The organism is Collinsella aerofaciens (assembly GCF_040920445.1).
Taxonomy (GTDB): domain Bacteria; phylum Actinomycetota; class Coriobacteriia; order Coriobacteriales; family Coriobacteriaceae; genus Collinsella; species Collinsella aerofaciens_BH.
On sequence record NZ_JBCOTQ010000004.1, the window covers coordinates 11,295 to 32,561 of the forward strand.

Sequence of the window (21,267 nt, forward strand, 5' to 3'; positions counted from 1 at the left end):
ACACATTGGCGCGAACGCGCCAAAAATGGTGCCGAACGGACTGCCAAGTTTTCAACAGCCCTCCCCAACTGGCCAAAAGCTTGCCGAGAGCTGGACGAAGTTCTGTTGAAACCCCATTTTTTCTCATGCAGAAGCTTTGCGCGACAAGTGAGTAGACTTTTTTGAACATCCCGAGCAGCCCGGTCATCCTGCTTTTCACAACCGCAGGTAGATAGCTTGTTACAAAACCGCCTGGTCGCCAAAGTTCCAAAAGCCTACTCACTTAGGTTGCAGAGTGCTCCCGTTAGCTGCGATTCCAAGGTATTTAGCGCTTTTGGACTCAAATCGTCATACTGAACAAGAATTTGACTTAAGTTTTCAAGGACAGATGCGCCATCGGCACACCAATAACAGTCACTGATATCGACAAAAGGGATACTCGAGCGCGTGAGGGCCCGCACAAAAGAGCTTCCGCCCGCTCCACGCTCCGCAACCACGATACAGTAAAGGCCCGCGTCTGCATGCTCGATCGAGACCTCTCCTGCCGGAAATACCTTCCGCACAAGCGCCATCAGGCCATCACGCGCCTCGCGAGCACGAACGCGCACGCGGTTCACATGTCGCTCGTAATCACCCGATTCCAGCAAACGCGCCAAAGCGACCTGATCAACAGAGCTCACCGACGAGGCGTAGAAACCAAGGTTGCGCCTAAACCGCTCCATTAACTCATCGGGCAACACCATGTACGCCAAACGCAACGCCGATGAAAGGCTCTTCGAAAACGTGTTGGTGTAGATAACCGACTGGGCGGCATCGATCGACGCGAGCGCGGGAATCGGCTTCCCGGCAAGGCGAAACTCACAATCAAAGTCATCTTCGATGAGATACCGACCTGGTCGCTCGGCGGCCCAGCTCAGAAGCGCATAGCGCCGCGCAATGCTCGTCACAAGGCCGGTCGGATACTGATGGGACGGCATCAGATGAAGTACATCGGTCCCGGTTTTCTGCAGAGCGCTCAAGTCCACGCCCTCATCATCCAACGGGATATGTCGAACTTTGCAGCCCATAGCCTGATAGATGCGCGTCAGACGTAAATAGCCCGGGTCCTCAACGGCATACACCTTGTCAGCGCCAAGCAACTGAACCAACATGGTATCGAGCAGCTGGGCGCCCGCGCCGATAACAATGTTATTGGGATCGACATTCATGCCCCTTGTCCCACGCAGGTGGTGAGCAATTGCGCGTCGCAGCCGAGCGGTGCCCTGCGCCGGTGCGGGCGAAAAGATTTCGCGCTCATCTTCGGATGCCAGCGTCGCCCGTAGTGCGCTTTGCCAAAGCCGCGCCGCCTCCAAAGAGGAAGGAGAAAGTGCATCGAATAGCTCGACCTGTCCGTTGACATCATGCGCGCTGGGACCCGCAGAGGCGGCATCTCGGTCGATGCCCTCCGCAGCCGAAGCCAAAACCGGTGCATCCGGAAGCTCGCAAGCGTAGTAGCCACGACGCGGCATTGAGCAAATATAGCCCTCGGCAAGTAACTGGCTATATGCATTCTCGATGGTAATGACACTGATTCCCAGATGACTGGCAAAGGCGCGCTTAGACGGAAGATGCTCCCCCGCCGCAATACGTCCAGCAACAATATCATCTCGAATTTTCTGGTAAACATACTCATAAAGCGATGCTTCGCCGCGTTTTTCCAAATTGTAGTCAAGCATGAGCCTATCACCTGACCTTATTAAGCCATTCAATCTGGTATTAGTCTGACCTTGTTATTATCTTGAAAACTGAGTATTTCGCCATACCCAGCTCCCCGATAGGATGTTCCGTCAAGCAATGCACATGCCAACCAAGGGAGCAACCATGGCAGAACAGACCAGCAAGGCCGATCGCGTCAAACTCAATCGCGAACTCGCGCAGATGCTCAAGGGCGGCGTCATCATGGACGTCACCACGCCCGAGCAGGCACGCATCGCCGAGGAGGCAGGCGCCTGCGCCGTCATGGCACTCGAGCGCATCCCGGCCGACATCCGTGCCGCAGGCGGCGTCTCGCGCATGAGCGACCCCAAGATGATCAAGGGCATCCAGGAGGCCGTCTCCATCCCCGTTATGGCCAAGTGCCGCATCGGCCACATTGTCGAGGCGCAGGTCCTTCAGGCCATCGAGATCGATTACATCGACGAGTCCGAGGTTCTCTCCCCTGCTGATGACGTCTATCACATCGACAAGACCCAGTTTGACGTGCCGTTTGTCTGCGGCGCCCGCGATCTGGGCGAGGCGCTGCGCCGTGTTGCCGAAGGCGCCACGATGATTCGCACCAAGGGTGAGCCGGGTACGGGCGACGTCGTTCAGGCCGTGCGTCACATGCGCAAGATCCAAAAGCAGATCCGCGACGTAGTTGCCCTGCGCGACGACGAGCTCTTTGAGGCAGCCAAGCAACTGCAGGTTCCGGTCGAGCTGGTGCGCGAGGTCCATGCCACGGGTAAGCTTCCCGTCGTGAACTTTGCCGCCGGCGGCGTAGCGACCCCCGCCGACGCCGCGCTGATGATGCAGCTGGGCGCCGAAGGCGTCTTTGTCGGCTCGGGCATCTTTAAGAGCGGCGACCCCGCCAAGCGCGCAGCCGCCATCGTCAAGGCCGTGGCAAACTTCACCGATGCTAAGCTCATCGCCGAGCTTTCGGAGGACCTGGGCGAGGCCATGGTGGGCATCAACGCCGACGAAATCGAGATCATCATGGAGGAACGCGGGCGCTAGTCCAGCAGAAAGGATCGCACATGAGCGATTATGCAGACCAGACGGTCGCCGTGCTGGCGGTCCAAGGTGCTTTTGCCGAGCACGAGGCAAGACTGTCCGAGCTGGGCGCACGTTGTATTGAGCTGAGGCAGGCGGCTGATTTGAAGCAGGACTTTGACCGTCTGGTACTTCCCGGCGGCGAGTCTACCGTTCAAGGGAAGCTACTTGATGAGCTGGGCATGCTCGAGGAGCTTCGCACCCACATTGTTGAAGGCATGCCCGTCCTTGGCACCTGCGCCGGCTTGATTCTATTGGCGCGCGATCTTGCCGCACACGACGATAAGGGAACGCCGCGCCTAGCAACCATGAACGTACTCGTTGAGCGCAACGCTTATGGCAGACAGCTCGGCAGTTTTCGCACCAAGGGCCAGGTGTCCGGCATCGACGGTGAAGTGCCATTAACATTTATCCGTGCACCCCGCATCGTCGAGGTCCACGGCGACGCCAAGGCCTTAGCGAAAGTCGACGGCCGTATCGTCGCCGCCCGTCAGGGCAACCAGCTCGGCGTAACCTTCCACCCCGAACTCGACGAAGACACCCGCCTCCACGAACTGTTCCTACAAATGTAGGTATCGAAATCAACAAACGAAACGAGAGTGGACAATCTCCAGCCTTGAGCATGAATATGGGCTCAAACCGGGAGATTATCCACTCTCATGCTATGTAGTCGTTGGGGACGTTCTTAAACGACTGGTCAAACAAGAACGTCCCCAACGACTATCTTTTAGCAGATCTGGATCATGGCAATGCCGATGCTTTGGCAACGACAGCGAGCGCCTCCCAGAGCGAACAAGTTGGCATGAAAAAGGCAGGGCATAGACCTTCTGGTCATGCCCTGCCTTTTGAATGACAAATTGTCGCTCTGGGAGACGCGCAGCGTCAACTAGTTACGCGGTTCGTAGAACCGCGTAACCCCTAGAAGCGGTTGCCGCGGAAGCCGCCGCCGTTGCGGCCGCCACGATCGCCGCCGCGACCGCCGCGGTCGTTACCGCGGTTGCCGCCGAAGCCGCCACGGTTGCCACCGCGATCGCCATAGCCACCACGGTTGCCACCAAAGCCGCCGCGACCGCCACGGTCGCCGCCACGGTCACCAAAGCCGCCACGGCCGCCACGATCGCCACCGCGACCGCCGCGGTCGCCGCCACGGCCACCGCGTTCGCCAAAGCCGCCGCGACCGCCGCGGTCGCCGCCACGGCCACCGCGATCGTCACGACCGCCGCGAGGACCGCGGTCCTCGTCCAGGCCCATGGCGACGAGCGGAGCGATGACCTTATCGAGAGCGGCCATCAGCTCGGTGGCCTCCTCGTAAGAAAGCTCAGGCAGGAGCTTCTCCTTCTTGTTGGCAAGCTCGACCAGGCCCTCAGCGGCATCCTCGGCAGCGAAGACAACGATCTTGCGCATATCGCCCTCGGCGTCGTCGATGCGGCCAACCAGATCGGCAGCCTCGGCCTCGGCCATCAGGCCATCGAGCTCACGAAGGCGCATGCCCAACAGGTCGGACATTTCCTTCTGCTCCATCTTGGGCTTGAGGTCAAGGAGCTTGATGGCGCGCTCGATGTTCGCCATGCGCTCGGCCTTGGCCTCCTCCTCTTTAGAAATAGCAAAGCGACGGCTACGCAGCAGGCGGGCGGCCTTCTGCATCTTGTCCATCAGCTCTTCGTCATCGTAATCAGCGGCGGCCTCGACAACCTCGGCCTCCTCCTCGGCGGAAACCTCGTCAGCAGCCTCAACCTCGGCAGCTTCGGTCTCCACGGTCTCGACTGCCTCGACCTCGGCAGCCATGGTCTCGTTCTCGGTCTCGTTCATAATCTCTTCGTTCTCGGACATGAGACTCCTTCTTGGCCCTCTCGGGCATCATCGCCCCATTCGCGGGGCCCGTCGCGCACTCTTTGCGCTTTAAACATTCATGCCTCTCGGCAAAACGTCCATTAGTTTATGGTGTCGCCATCCAATCTAGCTGCAGAATCTATGTGCACACATTAATGCGACATGTGCGACTCGCGGCGAGCGTACACAACCGATACCACAAATCCGACCAAGGCAATTACAGCCGCCACACGCACGGCTGTCGCAAATCCAATCGCCTGGGCAACGTCGGTCGCAACGCCAGCGGCGCCGGCAGTCGCCGCAGAACTCGAAAGCAGACCGATAAACAGCGACGGGCCAAACGATGCGGCAATCATGTTCCACGTGTTGAGCAATGCTGTTCCGTGAGGATGCTCGGCGGCAGGCAGCGTCTCCAAGCCGGCCGTCTGCGAGGGGCTTAGCACCAAACCGACTCCGGCATACACCACAACGGTCAGCGCCACGACGACGCCGATGTCCATGCTTGCCGCCGTCATCGAGATGGCAGTCTGTCCCACGGCAATCAGGGCAAAGCCAATCGGTAGCAGCGGCCATGCGCCACGGGCGTCCATCACTCGTCCGCCCACAATCGAGGTCACGGCGTTGCAGGCAATCGCTGGCAAAATGAGCAAGCCCGCAACAAGTGCTGTCATTCCGTATGCGCCCTCAAAATAGAGCGGCAACAAAACGCTCATCGAAAACGTCGTCATCATCGACACCACCACAAGCAGACACGCAGGCCAAAAACGAACGCTCGCCATGGGACGCACGTTAAGCACCGGATGCTCGAGCTTGAGCTGGCGGGCCGCAAACAGGCCGAGCAGCACCATGGCGGCGAAGAGCGTCACGATGCCAGCAATCAGATTGGTCGAGAACTCGCCTACGGAATACACAAATGCCGTAATGCCGGCGGCGAGTAAAACAACCGACAGAATATCGAGCGTGGTGTTCGAGCGCTCTCCGACATTCTGAACATGCTTTACGCCCGCCGCAGCGACCGCAATGCCGCCCACCAGCGGCACTACGAACACCGCCCTCCAGCCAAACAACGTGCACATAAGACCGCTGATCACGGGTCCAAACGCCGGCCCTAGCGTAATGCAGGCACCGCCCAGGCTCAGATACAGACCGAGCTTCTCGCGCGGGGCGCAAGACAGCACCACGTTCATCATGAGCGGGAACAAGATGCCCGATCCCGCAGCCTGCAAAATACGGCTTGGCAGCAAAACGCTAAACGACGGAGCGACCAGGCACAGGACTTCACCGGCGACCATGCATCCGCATGCAAAAAACAGCAGCTTGCGCGTCGAGAAACGGCCGGACAGAAAGGCCATGATGGCCGTAAAGATCGACGTCACGATCATGTAGCCCGAAACGAGCCACTGCGCCGTGGTGGCACTCACCGAAAAGGCCGCCATAATGTCGTGCAACGCCACATTAATGATGTTCTCGTTAAACGCGGCAACAAAGGCCGCAACATACATTACGACGAGAATCGCCGAGGTCGTCGACGGTGATTGAGTTTGCTTTTGGGATTTGGTCCCCATGAAATTCCTTCCTCTTAGAACGACAATCGCATCGCCCCAGAGGAACGGTCCAGGGCGAAAATGAGCCCTAGACTTACGCCAAACGCCGCACACGACGAATCTGGCAACATGGTCCAACGTCGAAAGATTGTAACGCGGACGCGTAGCTTTCCTTCCGCGCTATTATTAAAAGTCCACGATAGCATAAGACATGAGGAGCCCGCCATGATTAAGCCCATCATGAAATCCGAGTTCTTTTTGCGCCTGCCTTCCGAAGACGCAGGGCCCGACGACGCCGTGACCGGGCAAGACCTCCTAGATACGCTCCACGAGCATGAGCACGAGTGCGTGGGGCTCGCCGCCAACATGATCGGCGTGCGCAAACGCATCATCTGCGTAAAGGACGGCAACAGGGCGCTGCTCATGTACAACCCTCAAATTCTTGAGCACGTCAATGCCTATCAGACGAGCGAAGGATGCCTCTCGCTGATCGGCGAGCGTCCCTGTACCCGCTATCGCCGCATTAAGGTTGAGTATTTGGACGAGAACTTCGTCCACCGCATCAAAAATTTCTCGGGCTACACCGCCGAGATCATCCAGCACGAAATCGACCACTGCCAAGGAATAGTTATATAGTTGCGCCAATTCAAGAAAGCTCCCTGCAGCCAAGCAACTGCAGGGAGCTCTTCATAGTGCGGAACTTCTATCCCCTACGCCTGGCGGTAGTGATCAAAGAAATCGGCGAGGTCTTCGAGCGACTCTTTGAGCACTTCCATGCGCGGCAGGTACACGATGCGGAAGTGATCGGGCTCGGCCCAGTTAAAGCCGCCGCCGCGCGTGATCAGAATCTTCTTCTCGTGCAGCAGGTCGAGGGCAAACTGCTCGTCATCGGTGATGTTGAACTTCTTAACATCCATCTTGGGGAAGATATAGAACGCCGCGCGCGGCTTGACCACCGAGATGCCATCGATCTTGTTGAGTGCCTCATACACAAAGTTGCGCTGCTCGTAGACACGACCGCCGGGACGGATGTAGTCGTTGACCGACTGATGGCCACCGAGCGCCGTCTGGACGATCGACTGGGCCGGCACGTTGGAGCACAGGCGCATGTTAGAGAGCATGTTGATACCCATAATGAAGTCGCTCATGCAGCGCTGGTTGCCCGAAAGCACCATCCAGCCAATACGATAGCCCGCGATCATGTGCGACTTGGAAAGGCCGCTAAAGGTAACGCAGGGCAGATCGGGAGCGAGCGAGGCAATCGAGACGTGCTCGTAGCCGTCCATGCACAGACGGTCGTAGATCTCATCGGCAAAGATCATCAGCTGATGCCTGCGCGCAACCTCGACGATGCCCTCGAGCACCTCGCGCGGGTAGACCGAGCCCGTGGGGTTGTTGGGGTTGATGATGACGAGGGCCTTGGTCGCGCTCGTGATCTTGGACTCCATATCCTCCAGGTCGGGATACCAATCCGCCTGCTCATCGCATAGATAGTGCACGGGATGACCGCCGGCGAGGGTTGCGCACGCCGTCCAGAGCGGATAGTCGGGGCTGGGGATCAAAATCTCGTCGCCATTGTCGAGCAGCGCGTTCATCGAAAGCTGAATGAGTTCGGACACGCCGTTGCCCGTGTAGATATGCTCCATCTGAACATTGGGCAGGCCCTTGATCTGCGAATACTGCATGATCGCCTTGCGCGCAGAGAACAGGCCGCGCGAATTGGAATAGCCTTCGCAGTCGGGCAGCTGCTGGCGCATGTCCTTGATAACCTCGTCGGGCGTGCGAAAACCGAAGGGCGCCGGGTTGCCGATATTGAGCTTGAGGATGCGCTCGCCCTCGTCCTCCATACGGGCAGCCTCGTCGACGACGGGACCGCGCACATCATACAAGACGTTATCAAGCTTGGTGGATTTAGAAAAAGTACGCATGGTGGTGCTCCTTGGAATTTGAGCTGAGAGACTAGGTTCGGATTTGGCAACGTTATGGGACGAGGACGTCTCGACTTGATCGGCGTCACTGGCGAGCAGCCAGGAAACATCGACCTCCAAAATACGGGCGAGCAGCTCTGCCACATCGCGCCGCGGGATCGTCTTGCCGCTCACATATTGGCTCATCTGACTCTTGCCGAGTTTTTTGCCGAGCATCTCCGATGCGCGGATTACATCCGACTGGCGAACGTCGCGATCGGACATGGTCTGTCGCAGGCGATCGCTAAACGTCTCTTGGGCCATTAGAACCTCCTTGCTGGCAAAGTTCAATTTATAGAACACAAATTGAACCTGAGTTCAATTTAGGCAGCAGTATAGCGCGGCGCATTATCCGAAAGTTCAATTTCATAAGAAAATGTACCGAACCCCGAGAATTGTCCCAAAGTAGACAACAGGTACGCGCTTTTAGAGATATTCAAGGAAACGAGCCGCCGCAAGCGAAACGTCAGCGGTGCGGTATATGGCGTTGATCTGCCGATGAGGATGTCCCTCGAGCGGGCGCACGGCAACATCGAACTGGCAGCGGCGCAAGATGAGCGCCGGAAGAATGCTCACGCCCAGACCGTCCTCGACCATGGCCATAATCGCATAATCATCCCAGGTCGACAGCTTAGAGCGTACCGCCAGGCCCGCGCGGCGAAACAGCGGCGTAATCTCGTCGTCGCTACCGCGTTCCAGCAGAATAAACTGCTCGTTGGCCAAATCGGCAAGGGAAACGACCTCCGCGGTAGCAAGCGAGGAGTCCGCTGGCACCACGGCCATCAACTCATCTTGCACCAACGGCCGCGACGCCATGCCGGCGCCGCGTGGTTCGCGCGGAATAAAGCCCAGGTCGCAGCGACCTTCCGCCACCCATTGCTCAATCTCGGAGTAATCACCCATCAGCAGCTCGTAATCGACGTCCGGGTGATCGGCGCGAAAGTGCGCAATCACCGGCGGCAGCACGTGGGTCGCCACGCTCGAAAACGTACCGATGCAGATTTTGCCGCGCATGAGCCCACGCATCTCATCCACCCGTCGCTGCAAACGAACAAATTCCTCGCACAACGCCTCGACCGCCGGCATAACTTGCCGCCCATCGGCAGAAAGCACTACGCCCTCGCGGCTTCTATCGAGCACTTTAAAGCCCCAGTCGGCCTCGAGATCGGCCACCATACGGCTCACGCCCGACTGCGAATAGCTCAGCCGCTCGGCGGCGCGCGTAAAACTTCCGGCGCGCACGGTCTCAAGCAGCACCTGCATCTTTTGAATATTCGTTTCCACGGCACCCCTCCACATATGCATGAGCTTTTGTCATGTTATCTATGAATTATATTCGCTTTTCTTCTATAGCCAGTTCACCCATAGTGAACATGCTCGGATATAGAGGGGATGTCAGCGTATGAACAACGGACTGTTTACGTACTTAGCAGCATTGCTGTTGTTTGGCTCCAACGGCATCATCGCCGCCGCCATCGCGCTGCCGAGCTCCGATATCGTGCTCCTGCGCACGTTTTTGGGCGCACTCTCGCTTGTCACCATCCTCGCCATCACCCAACGCCATAAGTTGCAGGCGCCATCTCGCCCCCGCGAAGCCGCAGCCCTCCTCCTCTCGGGAGCCGCGCTGGGCGCCAGCTGGATTTTTCTGTTCCGAGCCTACCAGACGATCGGCGTCGGCGTTTCCTCGCTGCTGTACTACTGCGGCCCCATCATCGTCATGGTCCTCTCCCCACTCATCTTTGGCGAAAAGCTGACCGGCGGCAAAATCGCCGGGTTTATCGCCGTCGCCTGCGGCGCTTTTCTCATTGCAGCGCAAGGTCTAGGCGGCAATATGCCCATTGCGGGTATCGCCTGCGGCATCGCCTCGGCATTTTGCTATGCGCTGATGGTCATCGCCAGCAAGGGTGCGCCACACATCGAAGGCCTCGAAAACTCCACGCTCCAGGTGAGCGCCGCCTTTGTGACCGCGCTGGTCCTCACGCTCATCACGCAGGGCGCCCCCTCATTCCTGTCCGTCGGCGTCGCCGCCGGTATTGATTGGCGCGCCGTCGTCATGCTCGGCGTCGTCAACACCGGCATTGGCTGCCTGCTCTATTTTAGTGCTGTCGCCAAGCTGCCCGTCCAGACTGTCGCGGTCGTCGGCTACCTCGAGCCGCTTTCGGCCGTCGTGTTCTCGGCCGTCCTTTTAGGCGAAGCCATAACGCCGGTCCGTCTGATGGGTGCCGCACTTATCATCGGCGGCGCGATCTTTTGCGAACTCGCCGGCAAACGCGCAGGTGCCAAGACCGGCATCGCTCAGGCAGCACGCGCCTAACAGCCCCTGCTTTGAAATGCCACCTGCGTACATGAATAATCCCCAGATGGGGATTATTGTCTAAAACACCCCGATGTGCCAAACTGCTCTTATATGTATAAAGATGGCATAAAGGTCTGCTGCCCTTTGCAGGGGCCGGATGTCTAAGGGAGTCCACGTGGCACACAACAAACTGGAGGCAAGCCCCCAAGACCAGCGTGGTCAAGGCGGGCATGGAGCCATTCCCCTCTCCGCTGGCATGCTGCTCGTAACGCTCGGCGTCGTCTACGGTGACATCGGCACGAGCCCCATGTACACCATGAAATCAATCGTTGCCAACAACGGCGGCATCGGTACCGTCAGCGAGGACATGATCCTGGGCGCGCTTTCGCTCGTCATCTGGACCATGACGCTCGTGACCACGGTCAAGTACGTGGTTATCGCCATGAAGGCCGATAACCACAACGAGGGCGGCATCTTCGCCCTGTTTAGCTTGGTGCGCAAAGTGGCGCCGTGGCTGATCCTTCCCGCCATGATCGGCGGCGCGGCGCTGCTCGCCGACGGCATCCTCACCCCCGCCGTCACGGTTACCACGGCCATCGAGGGCTTGCGCACTATCGAGTGGGGCCATGCGCTTTTGGGTGACGGCCAGACCAACGTCATCATCATCACCATCATCATTATCTGTGGCCTGTTTGCCATGCAGCGCGCCGGCACCTCGTCGATCGGCAAGCTGTTCGGGCCGCTCATGACGCTGTGGTTCCTGTTCTTGGCTGGCGCCGGCCTGTTCAACATGCTCGGCAACCTGTCCATCCTACGCGCGCTCAACCCCATCCGCGGCATCATGTTCCTGTTCTCGCCCATCAACCACTCGGGCATCATGGTGCTCGGCTTCGTCTTCCTGTCGACGACCGGCGCCGAGGCGCTCTATTCGGACATGGGTCACGTGGGCAAGGCTAACATCTATGCATCCTGGCCGTTTGTTAAGGCGGCCCTTATCCTCAACTATCTGGGTCAGGGAGCTTGGCTACTCGCCAATAACTCCAACCCCCAGATGCTCGCGATGGATATCGTTAACCCGTTCTATATGATGCTTCCCGAGCCCCTGCGCCCCTTTGCCATTGTGCTTTCGGCCGTGGCGGCCATCATCGCCTCGCAGGCGCTCATCACCGGCTCGTTCTCGCTGGTATCCGAGGCAACGCGCCTCAACCTTATGCCGCACCTGCGCATCCACTACCCCAGCGACACCAAGGGTCAGCTCTATATTCCGCTCGTCAACAACATCATGTGGGTCGGCTGCATCTTCATCGTGCTGCTGTTCCAGAACTCCGAGCGCATGGAAAGCGCCTATGGCCTCGCCATCACCGTGACCATGCTCATGACCACCACGCTGCTGACGAGCTATATCGCCGGCATCCTCAAGCACAAGCTGGGCGCCTGCATCTTTGCCCTGCTCTTTGGTGCCATTGAGTTGTGCTTCTTCGCTTCGTGCCTCACCATGTTCTTTGACGGCGGCTACGTCATGATCTTCCTGGCCGCACTGCTGTTCGGCCTTATGTATGTGTGGCGTCGCGGCACCGCCATCGAGCGCACGCAGACGATTCTGCTGCCCGTCTCCAAGTACATCGACCAGCTCAACCGCCTGCGCAATGACGAGACCTACCCCGTGCTCGCCGACAATCTGGTGTTCCTCACCAACAGCCCCGACCCGCTCACGCTCGACCGCGACGTGCTCTATTCCATCTTGGACAAGCATCCCAAGCGCGCCAAGGCATATTGGTTCATCAACGTACACGTTACCGACGAGCCCTATACGCACGAGTATTCCGTTGAGACCTTTGGCACAGACTTCCTGTTCCGCGTGCGCTTGGACCTGGGCTTTAAGGTCAATCAGCGCATCAACGCCTACCTGCGCCAGATCGTTGGCGACCTGATGGCCTCGGGTGAGTTGCCGCCGCAGCACCACACCTACTCCATCTACGAGACGCGCGGCAACGTGGGCGACTTCCGTTTTTGCATGCTGCGCAAGATGCTTGCCCCCGAAACGGACATCAACCGCAATGACCACCGCGTGATGGCCATCAAGTACGCCGTCCGCCGCGCTTGCGGAAGCCCGGCGCGCTGGTACGGTCTCGAGAACTCTGCCATCATCATCGAGTACGTGCCGCTGTTTGCCCGCATGCGCCCGGCCGTTAAGCTCGTGCGCACCCAGGTGCCGCTCGAGGTTCAGATTGAAGAGGCCGAGGAAATGGAAGTCGACATCTTCTCGGACGACTTGGTCAACGGCAACGAGGCCGGTAGGGACATGAACGTCGATCCCACCGAGCTGCTCGAGAGCGTCGCCGATACGCCCGAGCAACAGCAACTCGACGGACTCGAGAGCACCCAGCTCAACGACGCCAACTTCTAACACGCCACCAGCCATTGACGACAACGGCTCCGCATCTCATAAAAGGTGCGGAGCCGTTTTATGTCGCAACGGACCGGTGAGCTACGAACGACGCGGCTCGGGAACCACGAGCCTATCGGGGCTCGCGCCCTCGGCATCCATCAGGCTCACGTAGCGAATCGACGGATCCCCATACATCGCGTAGTAATAATTGCCCGTGCGCGCGCTAAAGCATCCGGTGTAGATAGTCTTCTCGAACTTGCCATCGCCCATCCTGGACGCTCCCTCGATCATCACCACGCCCTCGAGCGAGCGGAACATGCGAACGACGTTTTCGGTCTCGCTCTCCTTTTGCGGGTAATTGGCATTGAGGTACGCCGCCTTTACAAAACGGCTCGGCGAATAGCAATCGCCCGGAATGCCGCGCATGCCGGCACCGGCTCCATAGGGCTTAAGCTCGGCGCCACGCCATGTCGCTGTCTGCGGAAAATCGCTTGTGGCGGTGATATAGGTGCGCAGGTTTTCCATGTGCCACGGGAAGGTCGGCTGGTTGGCAAGGGTGTCGACCGGATCGTCGTATACATGCAGGCCGTCAGCCATCATCTCGACCACGATGCTGCGCTGGCTGTCGCCGATAATCCAATGGAGCAGCGACACGCCCAGCCCCTCTCCGGCAGATTTGGCGACAATCACCGTGTCGCGCAGCGCGGCCTCGACCTCATCAACCGTCGAGAACGTCGCTGCCACCCACAGGGGGAACTCATAGGCCGCGATATTGGTCTTGCCGTCGACAGGGTCCTCGGCATACTCGGCATAACCCGGGAAATTGAGACCCGCCACGGCGAGGCCCGCATCGTTGCCGCAATCGAAGAACATAGGGTAGTTCTTGTAATCGATGCACATACCGATCACCGCGTGCGCCGCTGTCGCGTCGTCGATAAACGAATACGGAATGTGAAACCCGCGCGGCATCACGCGAACCTGTTGGCCGTAGTCAAAGCTCCAGTCGAGATTGCGGCCCAGATACATGTGGCCAGAATTATCGGTAAATCGAATACTCGTACACATAGCGCCTCCTAGCTTTACGTTCTTGCTAATTTCATTGTCTCCAAACAAAAAGGCGCTAAACACAAAAGCCCGGACATGACAACAATGTCATGCCCGGGCTATTCAAGCAGGATAAACTCAACCAAGTTAACCCCGCAGGTCGTCTAAGGGGTCAAAGTGCCGCAGATTGCCACGAAAGAGGAGCGAAGCGTGCTTAAGGTACGCGAGCGACGATTGAGCGGCAAGGTGCGGTGCTTTGGTCCCCTTAGACCAACTTTCCAAGACAGTGATCGATCATATGCTGGATCATCTGCGCCTCAAAGCCCGCGTAGTCGCGGCGGCACTCCTTCATCTTGCCGTCGACAATCTGATCAAAGGCAACCTTGCACTTGATATAGCGCGTGGACTTGGTGACCCCCTCGTGCGTCAGGCAGCTCTCCTCCATCTTGCTGGCGCCCAGGCCAAACACCAGACGGGGGTTGTAGAGCACGTGGGGCTCGCCGGCATCGTCCAGGTAGACGCAAACCTTCTTGGTAACGCCAATCTGGTTAGCGGCAAGGCAGCCGGCATCGTCGAGCGACTTGATGGTATCGATCAGATCCTGAGCAACCGACTCGTCCTCGACGGTCGCAACCTCGCAACGCTGGGACAGGATAGCCTCGTCGTGGCAAAGCTCTTTAATCATACGTTCCTCCATAGGGGTCGTTGTAACCGCTTAAGTATACGGTACCCACACATTTTCATGCGAAAAATACCGTCCGTCTGCTACAAAGCGCCGAACATCAACATGCGAGGAACAACAGCGTCGTAAAGGGGCTATAGTGGGAGCGTTCGTGTCAATCGGCCTAAACTCGGGGCCGAACAAGGAAAGGGTATGCATGGACGAACTTTTTCACGTCAGTGAGCGCAAGTCCACAATCGGGACCGAACTTCGCGCTGGACTGACAACATTCCTGGCGATGGCCTACATCATCGCCGTCAACCCCGCGGTGCTCTCGGGCGCTGGCATCGATGCGGGAGCGCTCGCCTGCGCCACCTGCCTGGGCGCCGGCATCATGACCATCTGCATGGGCATCTTCGCCAACCGCCCGCTCGCCTGCGCGTCGGGCTTAGGCGTCAACGCGATGATCGCTGGAATCACCACCACCGTCTGCGGCGGTGACTGGCACGTGGCCATGAGCGTCATCTTCCTTGAGGGCGTCGTCATCTTGCTGCTCGTGCTTTGTGGCCTGCGCGAGGCCATCATGGACGCCATCCCGGTTGTCCTGCGTCACGCCATCTCGGTGGGTCTGGGCCTGTTCATCGCCATGATTGGCCTGTGCGATGCCGGCATTATCACCGCTGGCGCCGGTACACTCGTCGGTCTGGGCGACATCACCTCCCCCACCTTCATCGTCGGCATCATCTCCATCCTGGTGACGGTCGCCCTCGCCTGCCGCAACGTCCCCGGCTCGCTGCTCATCGGCATCGTCGTCGCCGTCATCGCCGGTATCCCCCTAGGTGTGACCCAGGCCCCGACCGGCATCATCGCCCCGCTCGACTTCTCGAGCATCGGTGGCCCTATCGCCGACGCCGGCGGCGTGCCCGCCATCGTCAAGGTCCTTACCGACCCCGCGCTCCTCGTCATCTCGTTCTCGCTGCTCATGAGTGACTTCTTCGACACCATGGGCACCGCGATGGCCGTGGCCAAGCAGGGCGAGTTCCTCACCGACGACGGCAACGTCGAGAATATCAAGGAGATCTTGATCGTCGACTCCGCCGCCGCTGCTGTGGGCGGTTTCATGGGCGTCTCCTCCATCACCACCTTCGTCGAGTCCACCTCTGGCGCTGCCGACGGTGGCCGCACGGGTCTCACCTCCGTCACCACCGGCGTGCTGTTCATTCTCGCCGCGTTCTTCTCCCCCATCGTCACCATCGTTTCCAGCGCCGCCACCTGCGGTGCTCTGGTCTACGTCGGCTACCTCATGATGAGCGAGGCCTCCGAGATCGACTGGTCCGACGTGTCGCAGGGTTTCCCGGCGTTCATGATTGTCGCCGGCGTGCCCTTCACCTACTCCATCTCTGCCGGCATTGGCCTGGGCTTTATCGCCTACGTGGTCGTCGCGCTCTTTAAGGGCGAGGCCTCCAAGATCAAGCCGCTCATGTGGATCGCAGCCCTCGCCTTCCTCGTCTACTTCTTCGTGGCGTAACGGCATAGTCTGCTAAAGCAAAACAACAAGGCGCGGAATCGCATCGAGCGGCTCCGCGCCTTTCTTTTAGCGTCTGCCCCCGTGTCAGCGTGCGACAATTGAGGCTGTCAATATCACAACACCGAGAGAAGCCTGCCTTGGAAGCGCATCATAAGCAGATAACCGTTTATTCAGAGTGTGCGGAAGGCGCGCCCGTCATCTATCTCCCCGTGATTATGGGCAACGGTAGTGAAGTCTACGAGCGCTGCCGAGAGCTCGACTGCCCGCTGTTCACCCTTGTCGCCATTGGAGGGCTCGATTGGAATCGCGAGCTGAGCCCCTGGGAAAGCGACGGAACTATACGAGATGCCGAGCCCTTTGGCGGACAGGCTGCTGGTTTTCTTGACGAGTTGTTGAAGCAGATAATCCCCCAGGCCGAATCATCGCTCCCGCAACCGCCCGCCTGGCGCGGCGTTGCCGGCTACTCGTTGGCGGGTCTTTTTGCACTGTGGGCACTTTGGCAAACAGATGTCTTTGAGCGCGTGGCGAGTGCATCGGGGTCGCTGTGGTTCCCCGGCTTTATCGACTACGCGCGCGAGCGCACGATGACGGCTACGCCCGACGCCGCCTATCTGTCGCTCGGTAAAAAGGAAACCAAGACGCCCAACCGCATGATGCGGCACGTACTCGACGATACGCGCGCGATGGAAAAGCTGTTTATCGAGCGCGACATCCCAACAACGCTGGAGCTCAACCCCGGCAATCATTTTGCCCAAACTGACCTGCGCATGGCGCGCGGCATCCACTGGATACTGACGCATTAAAAATGGCGTCCACGCGTACATACGCATGGACGCCATTTTTAATTTGGCTGAACGCAGCTACTATTCAGCAGTCTCCTCGAGTTCAGATACGGTGGGCGTCGAGAACTGGGGCATGGATGTCCTTTCATGATGGAAGGGCGATCAGGCATATCGGATAACCTGCCCGAACGATACGATCCGAACCATTGTACGCGATACGCAATGCCTCGCACGCGCCGCCACCTGCAAACGCTAGCGTTACTTCCAAACGCGCTCGGCAATGCGCTTGACCAGCGCGATCTTCGCCCATTGCTCGTCCTCGGTCAGCTTGTTGCCAATCTCGCAGCTGGCAAAGCCGCACTGGGGCGACAGGTACAGATTCTCGAGCGGCACGTACTTAGCGGCTTCGCGGATGCGCTCGACGATAACATCCTCGTTCTCGAGCTCTGCCGCCTTGGTGGTTACCAAGCCCAGCACGACCTTCTTGCCGGGAGCGACGTACTTGAGCGGCTCAAAGCCGCCGGCGCGCGGCGTGTCGAACTCCAGATAGAACGCATCGACATTCTCATGTGCGAACAGATACGGAGCGATAGAGTCGTAGCCGCCTTCAAAAGCGTAGGTGGAGTGGTAGTTGCCGCGGCACACGTGCGTGTTGATGACCAAATCGTCGGGCTTGCCCTCGATGGCGGCGTTGTTGAGCGCCACGCCCAGCTCGCTTACCTTTTGCAGGTCGACCGGGCTCATGCCGGTTTTGGCGACAAAATCGGTATCGCAGTAGATGCCCCAGGTGCAGTCATCAAACTGGATGTTGCGGCAGCCTGCTGCGTACAGGTCGGCGATCACCGTGCGATAAGCGGCTGCAATGGCGTCGGCAAGTTCCTCATCGGTCTTATAGACAGCGCGCAGGCTCTCCTGCTGGCCATCGCAGCGATCGAGCGTGACCTCAGAGAACGTCTGGATCGGCGCCGGAATGGTCTGGCGTGCGACCTGGCCCTCCTCCTCAAGCGCCTTGACGAACTTAAAATGCTCGACGAACGGGTGGTTCTCGCCGCTAATGGGACCGGTAACCACGGCGGTGTCGGCCGTCGTCTCCTCGTCATGGAACATATAACCCGTGCGTGAGGTGCGGCGCTCAATGCCGTTAAGGCCCCACATAAAATCGAGGTGCCAGTAGCTGCGGCGGAACTCGCCATCGGTGATCACCTGCAGGCCGGCGGCCTTCTGCTTGGCCACCAAATCGCGAATGGCATCGTCCTCGACGGCCTTAAGGCCGGAAGCGTCGAGTTTACCCGCGACATAGGCGGCACGGGCGTCCTTTACAGCCTGCGGACGAAGAAAGCTGCCGACGATATCGGCGCGAAACGGCGCGTTCGGTTGAATCGAAGTGCTCATAGATATCTCCCTTTGCATTGGTTGCTTTACTGGGACAGAGTATGAGCGCTCATATGACCATCGTAAAATATACGTTTATAACAGTTTGATATAGATGTTTCCTATATCAGTCTGGACTGTCATAAAGAGACTTGAACCGTGCGGAGCACAGCAGCCTAGATATGCTGACGAATCGCGTCGATATAGGCCCGACCGTAGCGCGTAAGCGTCGTGTTCTTGCGCGTGATGATGCCAATCTCCATGTACTCGTCCACGTCGAGCGGAATCGAGATAATGCCGGGGCCGTTGAGCTCGTGGCTGATCACGCCCGAGCATACCGTGTAGCCGTTGAGGCCCATGGCCAAATTGAACAACGTCGCACGGTCGCGCACGCGGATATTTTTGCGACGCTCGAACGTCGAGGTCAGCTCCTCGGAATAGTAAAACGAGTTGTAGCTGCCCTGCTCGTAGGACAGGAACGGGTAGTCTTCCAGATCCTCGAGCGTCACGCTGGAGCGGTCCGCCAGCGGATGGTCGGCGCAGACGAAGACATGCGGCGTGGCGCAGAAGAGTCCTTCGAACACGAGCTCGTTGGCCACCAGCATGCGCTCGATGACCTCGCGGTTATGCTCGGATAAGTACAGGATGCCCAGTTCGCTTTTCATATGCGCGACATCCTCGATAATCTCGTGAGTCTGCTCCTCGCGCAGGGTGAAGTCGTAACGCGCGGCATCGAACTCGCGGATCACGTCGACAAACGCGTTGACGGCAAAGGAATAATGCTGGCAGCTCACACTAAAGTGCGGCACCTGCTCGGATGCGCCCTTGTACTTGCCCTCGAGCAGGTCGGCCTGGTCGAGTACCTGGCGCGCATAGCCCAAGAAGGTCTCGCCTTCCTCGGACACAATGACGCCCTTGTTGGTGCGCTCAAAGATGTGCACACCCATCTCGTTTTCGAGATCGCGAATCGACGCGGTAATCGAAGGCTGCGACACAAAGAGACGGCGCGAGGCCTCGGTAATGCTGCCGCATTCGGCAACTTTGACGACATATCTGAGCTGCTGGAGCTTCATGGCTGTCTCCTTAGCTGTTCGCGAAATTCGCGTCGGCTGCACCCTCCTGACGCATAAACGGCGGCATCTCCCCCGTCGCGGCGCAGGCGGCAATCTGATGCAGAGCCCCGGCGACCGCATCATCTGCCGCGGCGCCGATATGCCAGCGCGCGGCAGCCGTGACGGCCTCATTGGCATTGGCGACTGCAACGGAGTTGGGAACGGCATCGATCATGGGCAGATCGTTATCGGAATCGCCAAATACGGCCACCTCGTCGGGCGTCAGGCCCAAGGCGCGCGCCAGCTCCAGCGCAGCGCAGCCCTTGTCCCAACCATCCGGAAGGATGTCGAACAGGCGCACTCGGTTGTTGGGAAACACAAGCGAGAGTTCCGGCACCTCAACGGCAACGCGCTCGCGTAGCTCCGCGAGCTCCTCACGCGAACGGGCACTCCAGATATTCGCCTTAAACACCGGCGCGCCATCGACGACGGGACGACACGGGGCCTCTTCGCCTTTGAGCCACGCATTGCCGCCCGACTCCATAGCGCGACGCACACGCTCGGGATTGCTCGTCACGCAATAGGCATCGTTGCCCCAAAAGTCATCGCCCAGGCTGTAGACTTTTAGAAACATATCGTCGGTCTCTTGCTCCAGATAGTCAGCCAAACGCATCAGAGCATCGTTGTCGATTGCGCGCGAAGCGACTACTTCGCCGTCGACAAACATCACCTGGCCGTTACAGAACGCACCGGTCGAAAAACACTCGGAACGGTTTTTGAACATCCAGCCCATCGCGGACGGCTGACGACCCGAAACCGGCCCAAAGTGCAGACCCGCCGCCTGCATGGCATGAACACCCTCAATGGCGTAGTCGCTGGCGCCGTCATGCCCGGCTGGAATCAGTGTATCGTCCATATCGGTCAGCACAAGTTTAATCATAAGGCCCCCATTCGTATCGGTCCTACCTATTGTAACGACCTGCCAAAATAAACCTGTCCCTTTTTGGCAGGTGCGCTAGTATAGGGAACAACAGATTCGATGCGGGAGTGCCGGCGGTGCAAACCACAAGGCTGAGAGGGCATGGGGCCCAATCCTTTGAACCTGTCAGTTAATGCTGGCGTAGGGAGCATGCCGCCTTTACAGGGGCGCTGTCTATGCACAGCGCCCCTTTTCTATGCCAAGGAGGCATGTGCAGTGATTGATTCGGAACAGCTTAAGCAACATATGGTCAAGGCCGTAGAGGAAATTCGCGCCACCAATCCGATGGCCGGCTCCATCACCAACACGGTGACGATCGACTTTGTCGCCAACGCACAGCTCGCCGTGGGCGGATCGGCCGCCATGGTCTATCTGCCCGACGAGGGCGAAGCGCTCGTTGCCGGCGGCGGCGCCATCTATCTCAACATGGGCACGCTCTTCCCTATCTACGAGCAGACGATTCCCCGCGCGGCGAAGGCGGCACACGACGCCGGCAAGCCCTGGGTGCTCGATCCGGTGGGCCTGGGTATCGGCAGCCTGCGCACCCAGCTGGTAAACGAGCTCAAGCAGTACAAGCCCGCCATCGTGCGCGGCAACGCCTCCGAGATTATCGCACTCGCCGGCCTGTGGGGTCTTGAGGGCGAGGCGGCTGATCTGAGCCGCGTGCGTGGTGTCGATACCACCGACACGGTCGACGCCGCCCGCGATGCCGCCGTGGCGCTCGCTCGCCACACCGGTGGCGCCGTTGTGGTCTCGGGCGAAGTCGACCTAATCACCGACGGCACGACGGTGGCCAAGTCTCACGGCGGCAGCCCGCTCATGTCCAAGATCACCGGCTGCGGCTGCTCGCAGGGCGGCGTGCTGGCCGTGTATGCCTGCGCCGCCGACCCGTTTACGGCAGCCGTCTGCGGCACCGCCGTCTACAACGTGGCCGGCACGCGTGCCGCCGCTGTCGCCGACGCCCCGGCAAGCTTTAAGGTCGCCTTTATCGACGAGCTCTACCGCGCAACCGCCCAAGACATCGCCGATAACCGACTCGAGCTCGAGGAGGCATAGGC

General features: G+C 59.1%; 18 protein-coding genes and 1 riboswitch. Of the genes, 8 read left to right on the forward strand and 10 right to left on the reverse strand.

Annotated elements, in window-relative coordinates; all coding sequences use genetic code 11:
* Positions 1 to 254 precede the first annotated feature (254 nt).
* Positions 255 to 1,694 (reverse strand): MocR-like pyridoxine biosynthesis transcription factor PdxR, encoded by a 1,440-nt coding sequence (gene pdxR / locus AB5405_RS00965; RefSeq protein ID WP_347478229.1) that lies wholly within the window; start codon positions 1,692 to 1,694, stop codon positions 255 to 257.
* Positions 1,695 to 1,839: 145 nt separating this feature from the next.
* On the opposite strand from pdxR, the gene pdxS reads away from it, so the two are divergent.
* The gene (gene pdxS / locus AB5405_RS00970) at positions 1,840 to 2,730 is read left to right on the forward strand and encodes a pyridoxal 5'-phosphate synthase lyase subunit PdxS (RefSeq protein ID WP_022094325.1); all 891 of its coding nucleotides are present in this window, start codon (positions 1,840 to 1,842) and stop codon (positions 2,728 to 2,730) included.
* 20 nt (positions 2,731 to 2,750) lie between these two features.
* Positions 2,751 to 3,338: a pyridoxal 5'-phosphate synthase glutaminase subunit PdxT gene (gene pdxT, locus AB5405_RS00975; protein WP_347478228.1), complete on the forward strand. Its 588-nt coding sequence runs from the start codon at positions 2,751 to 2,753 to the stop codon at positions 3,336 to 3,338.
* Positions 3,339 to 3,684: 346 nt separating this feature from the next.
* Here the strand turns inward: pdxT and AB5405_RS00980 are convergent, their stop codons facing one another.
* Positions 3,685 to 4,596 carry a hypothetical protein gene (locus tag AB5405_RS00980; RefSeq protein ID WP_347478227.1) on the reverse strand — a complete coding sequence of 304 codons (912 nt, stop codon included), beginning with the start codon at positions 4,594 to 4,596 and terminating at the stop codon, positions 3,685 to 3,687.
* 152 nt (positions 4,597 to 4,748) lie between these two features.
* On the reverse strand, positions 4,749 to 6,161 hold the full coding sequence (locus AB5405_RS00985) for an MFS transporter (protein WP_347478226.1): 1,413 nt from the start codon (positions 6,159 to 6,161) through the stop codon (positions 4,749 to 4,751).
* Between the two features lie 204 nt (positions 6,162 to 6,365).
* Here AB5405_RS00985 and AB5405_RS00990 point away from each other — a divergent pair, with 204 nt between their 5' ends.
* A complete protein-coding gene (locus AB5405_RS00990) occupies positions 6,366 to 6,776 on the forward strand; it encodes a peptide deformylase (protein WP_368137275.1) in 411 nt (136 codons plus the stop codon).
* Between the two features lie 74 nt (positions 6,777 to 6,850).
* Here AB5405_RS00990 and AB5405_RS00995 read toward each other — a convergent pair whose 3' ends face one another.
* Together AB5405_RS00995 and AB5405_RS01000 are read right to left on the reverse strand one after the other, a co-directional pair.
* Entirely contained in the window at positions 6,851 to 8,371 is a 1,521-nt protein-coding gene (locus AB5405_RS00995) for an aminotransferase class I/II-fold pyridoxal phosphate-dependent enzyme (protein WP_303246687.1), read from the reverse strand.
* 162 nt (positions 8,372 to 8,533) lie between these two features.
* Complete coding sequence (locus tag AB5405_RS01000; protein ID WP_368137276.1) at positions 8,534 to 9,391, reverse strand: LysR family transcriptional regulator; 858 nt, start codon at positions 9,389 to 9,391, stop codon at positions 8,534 to 8,536.
* 118 nt (positions 9,392 to 9,509) lie between these two features.
* Between AB5405_RS01000 and AB5405_RS01005 the strand changes: the two genes are divergently transcribed.
* Positions 9,510 to 10,421, forward strand: a complete 912-nt coding sequence (locus AB5405_RS01005; RefSeq protein ID WP_368137278.1) for a DMT family transporter — start codon at positions 9,510 to 9,512, stop codon at positions 10,419 to 10,421.
* A gap of 139 nt (positions 10,422 to 10,560) precedes the next feature.
* Positions 10,561 to 12,810 (forward strand): KUP/HAK/KT family potassium transporter, encoded by a 2,250-nt coding sequence (locus AB5405_RS01010; RefSeq protein ID WP_368137279.1) that lies wholly within the window; start codon positions 10,561 to 10,563, stop codon positions 12,808 to 12,810.
* Between the two features lie 81 nt (positions 12,811 to 12,891).
* Here AB5405_RS01010 and bsh read toward each other — a convergent pair whose 3' ends face one another.
* On the reverse strand, positions 12,892 to 13,857 hold the full coding sequence (gene bsh, locus AB5405_RS01015) for a choloylglycine hydrolase (RefSeq protein ID WP_138341130.1): 966 nt from the start codon (positions 13,855 to 13,857) through the stop codon (positions 12,892 to 12,894).
* A 244-nt stretch (positions 13,858 to 14,101) separates the two neighbouring features.
* Positions 14,102 to 14,521 (reverse strand): peptide deformylase, encoded by a 420-nt coding sequence (locus AB5405_RS01020; protein ID WP_161115313.1) that lies wholly within the window; start codon positions 14,519 to 14,521, stop codon positions 14,102 to 14,104.
* A 193-nt stretch (positions 14,522 to 14,714) separates the two neighbouring features.
* Between AB5405_RS01020 and AB5405_RS01025 the strand changes: the two genes are divergently transcribed.
* Both AB5405_RS01025 and AB5405_RS01030 read left to right on the forward strand, forming a co-directional pair.
* Positions 14,715 to 16,025 carry an NCS2 family permease gene (locus AB5405_RS01025; protein WP_022094378.1) on the forward strand — a complete coding sequence of 437 codons (1,311 nt, stop codon included), beginning with the start codon at positions 14,715 to 14,717 and terminating at the stop codon, positions 16,023 to 16,025.
* Positions 16,026 to 16,162: 137 nt separating this feature from the next.
* Entirely contained in the window at positions 16,163 to 16,828 is a 666-nt protein-coding gene (locus tag AB5405_RS01030) for an alpha/beta hydrolase (protein ID WP_368137281.1), read from the forward strand.
* 237 nt (positions 16,829 to 17,065) lie between these two features.
* Here the strand turns inward: AB5405_RS01030 and AB5405_RS01035 are convergent, their stop codons facing one another.
* The 3 genes from AB5405_RS01035 to AB5405_RS01045 form a co-directional block, all read right to left on the reverse strand.
* A complete protein-coding gene (locus tag AB5405_RS01035) occupies positions 17,066 to 18,199 on the reverse strand; it encodes a 5-methyltetrahydropteroyltriglutamate--homocysteine S-methyltransferase (protein WP_368137282.1) in 1,134 nt (377 codons plus the stop codon).
* 155 nt (positions 18,200 to 18,354) lie between these two features.
* Positions 18,355 to 19,251, reverse strand: a complete 897-nt coding sequence (locus AB5405_RS01040; RefSeq protein WP_055286633.1) for a LysR family transcriptional regulator — start codon at positions 19,249 to 19,251, stop codon at positions 18,355 to 18,357.
* A 10-nt stretch (positions 19,252 to 19,261) separates the two neighbouring features.
* Positions 19,262 to 20,170, reverse strand: coding sequence for an HAD-IIB family hydrolase (locus tag AB5405_RS01045; RefSeq protein ID WP_368137283.1), 909 nt, complete (start codon positions 20,168 to 20,170; stop codon positions 19,262 to 19,264).
* 93 nt (positions 20,171 to 20,263) lie between these two features.
* Positions 20,264 to 20,374, forward strand: a riboswitch (TPP riboswitch).
* A gap of 51 nt (positions 20,375 to 20,425) precedes the next feature.
* Here AB5405_RS01045 and thiM point away from each other — a divergent pair.
* On the forward strand, positions 20,426 to 21,265 hold the full coding sequence (gene thiM, locus AB5405_RS01050; protein ID WP_055310018.1) for a hydroxyethylthiazole kinase: 840 nt from the start codon (positions 20,426 to 20,428) through the stop codon (positions 21,263 to 21,265).
* The last annotated feature ends 2 nt before the right edge of the window (positions 21,266 to 21,267 follow it).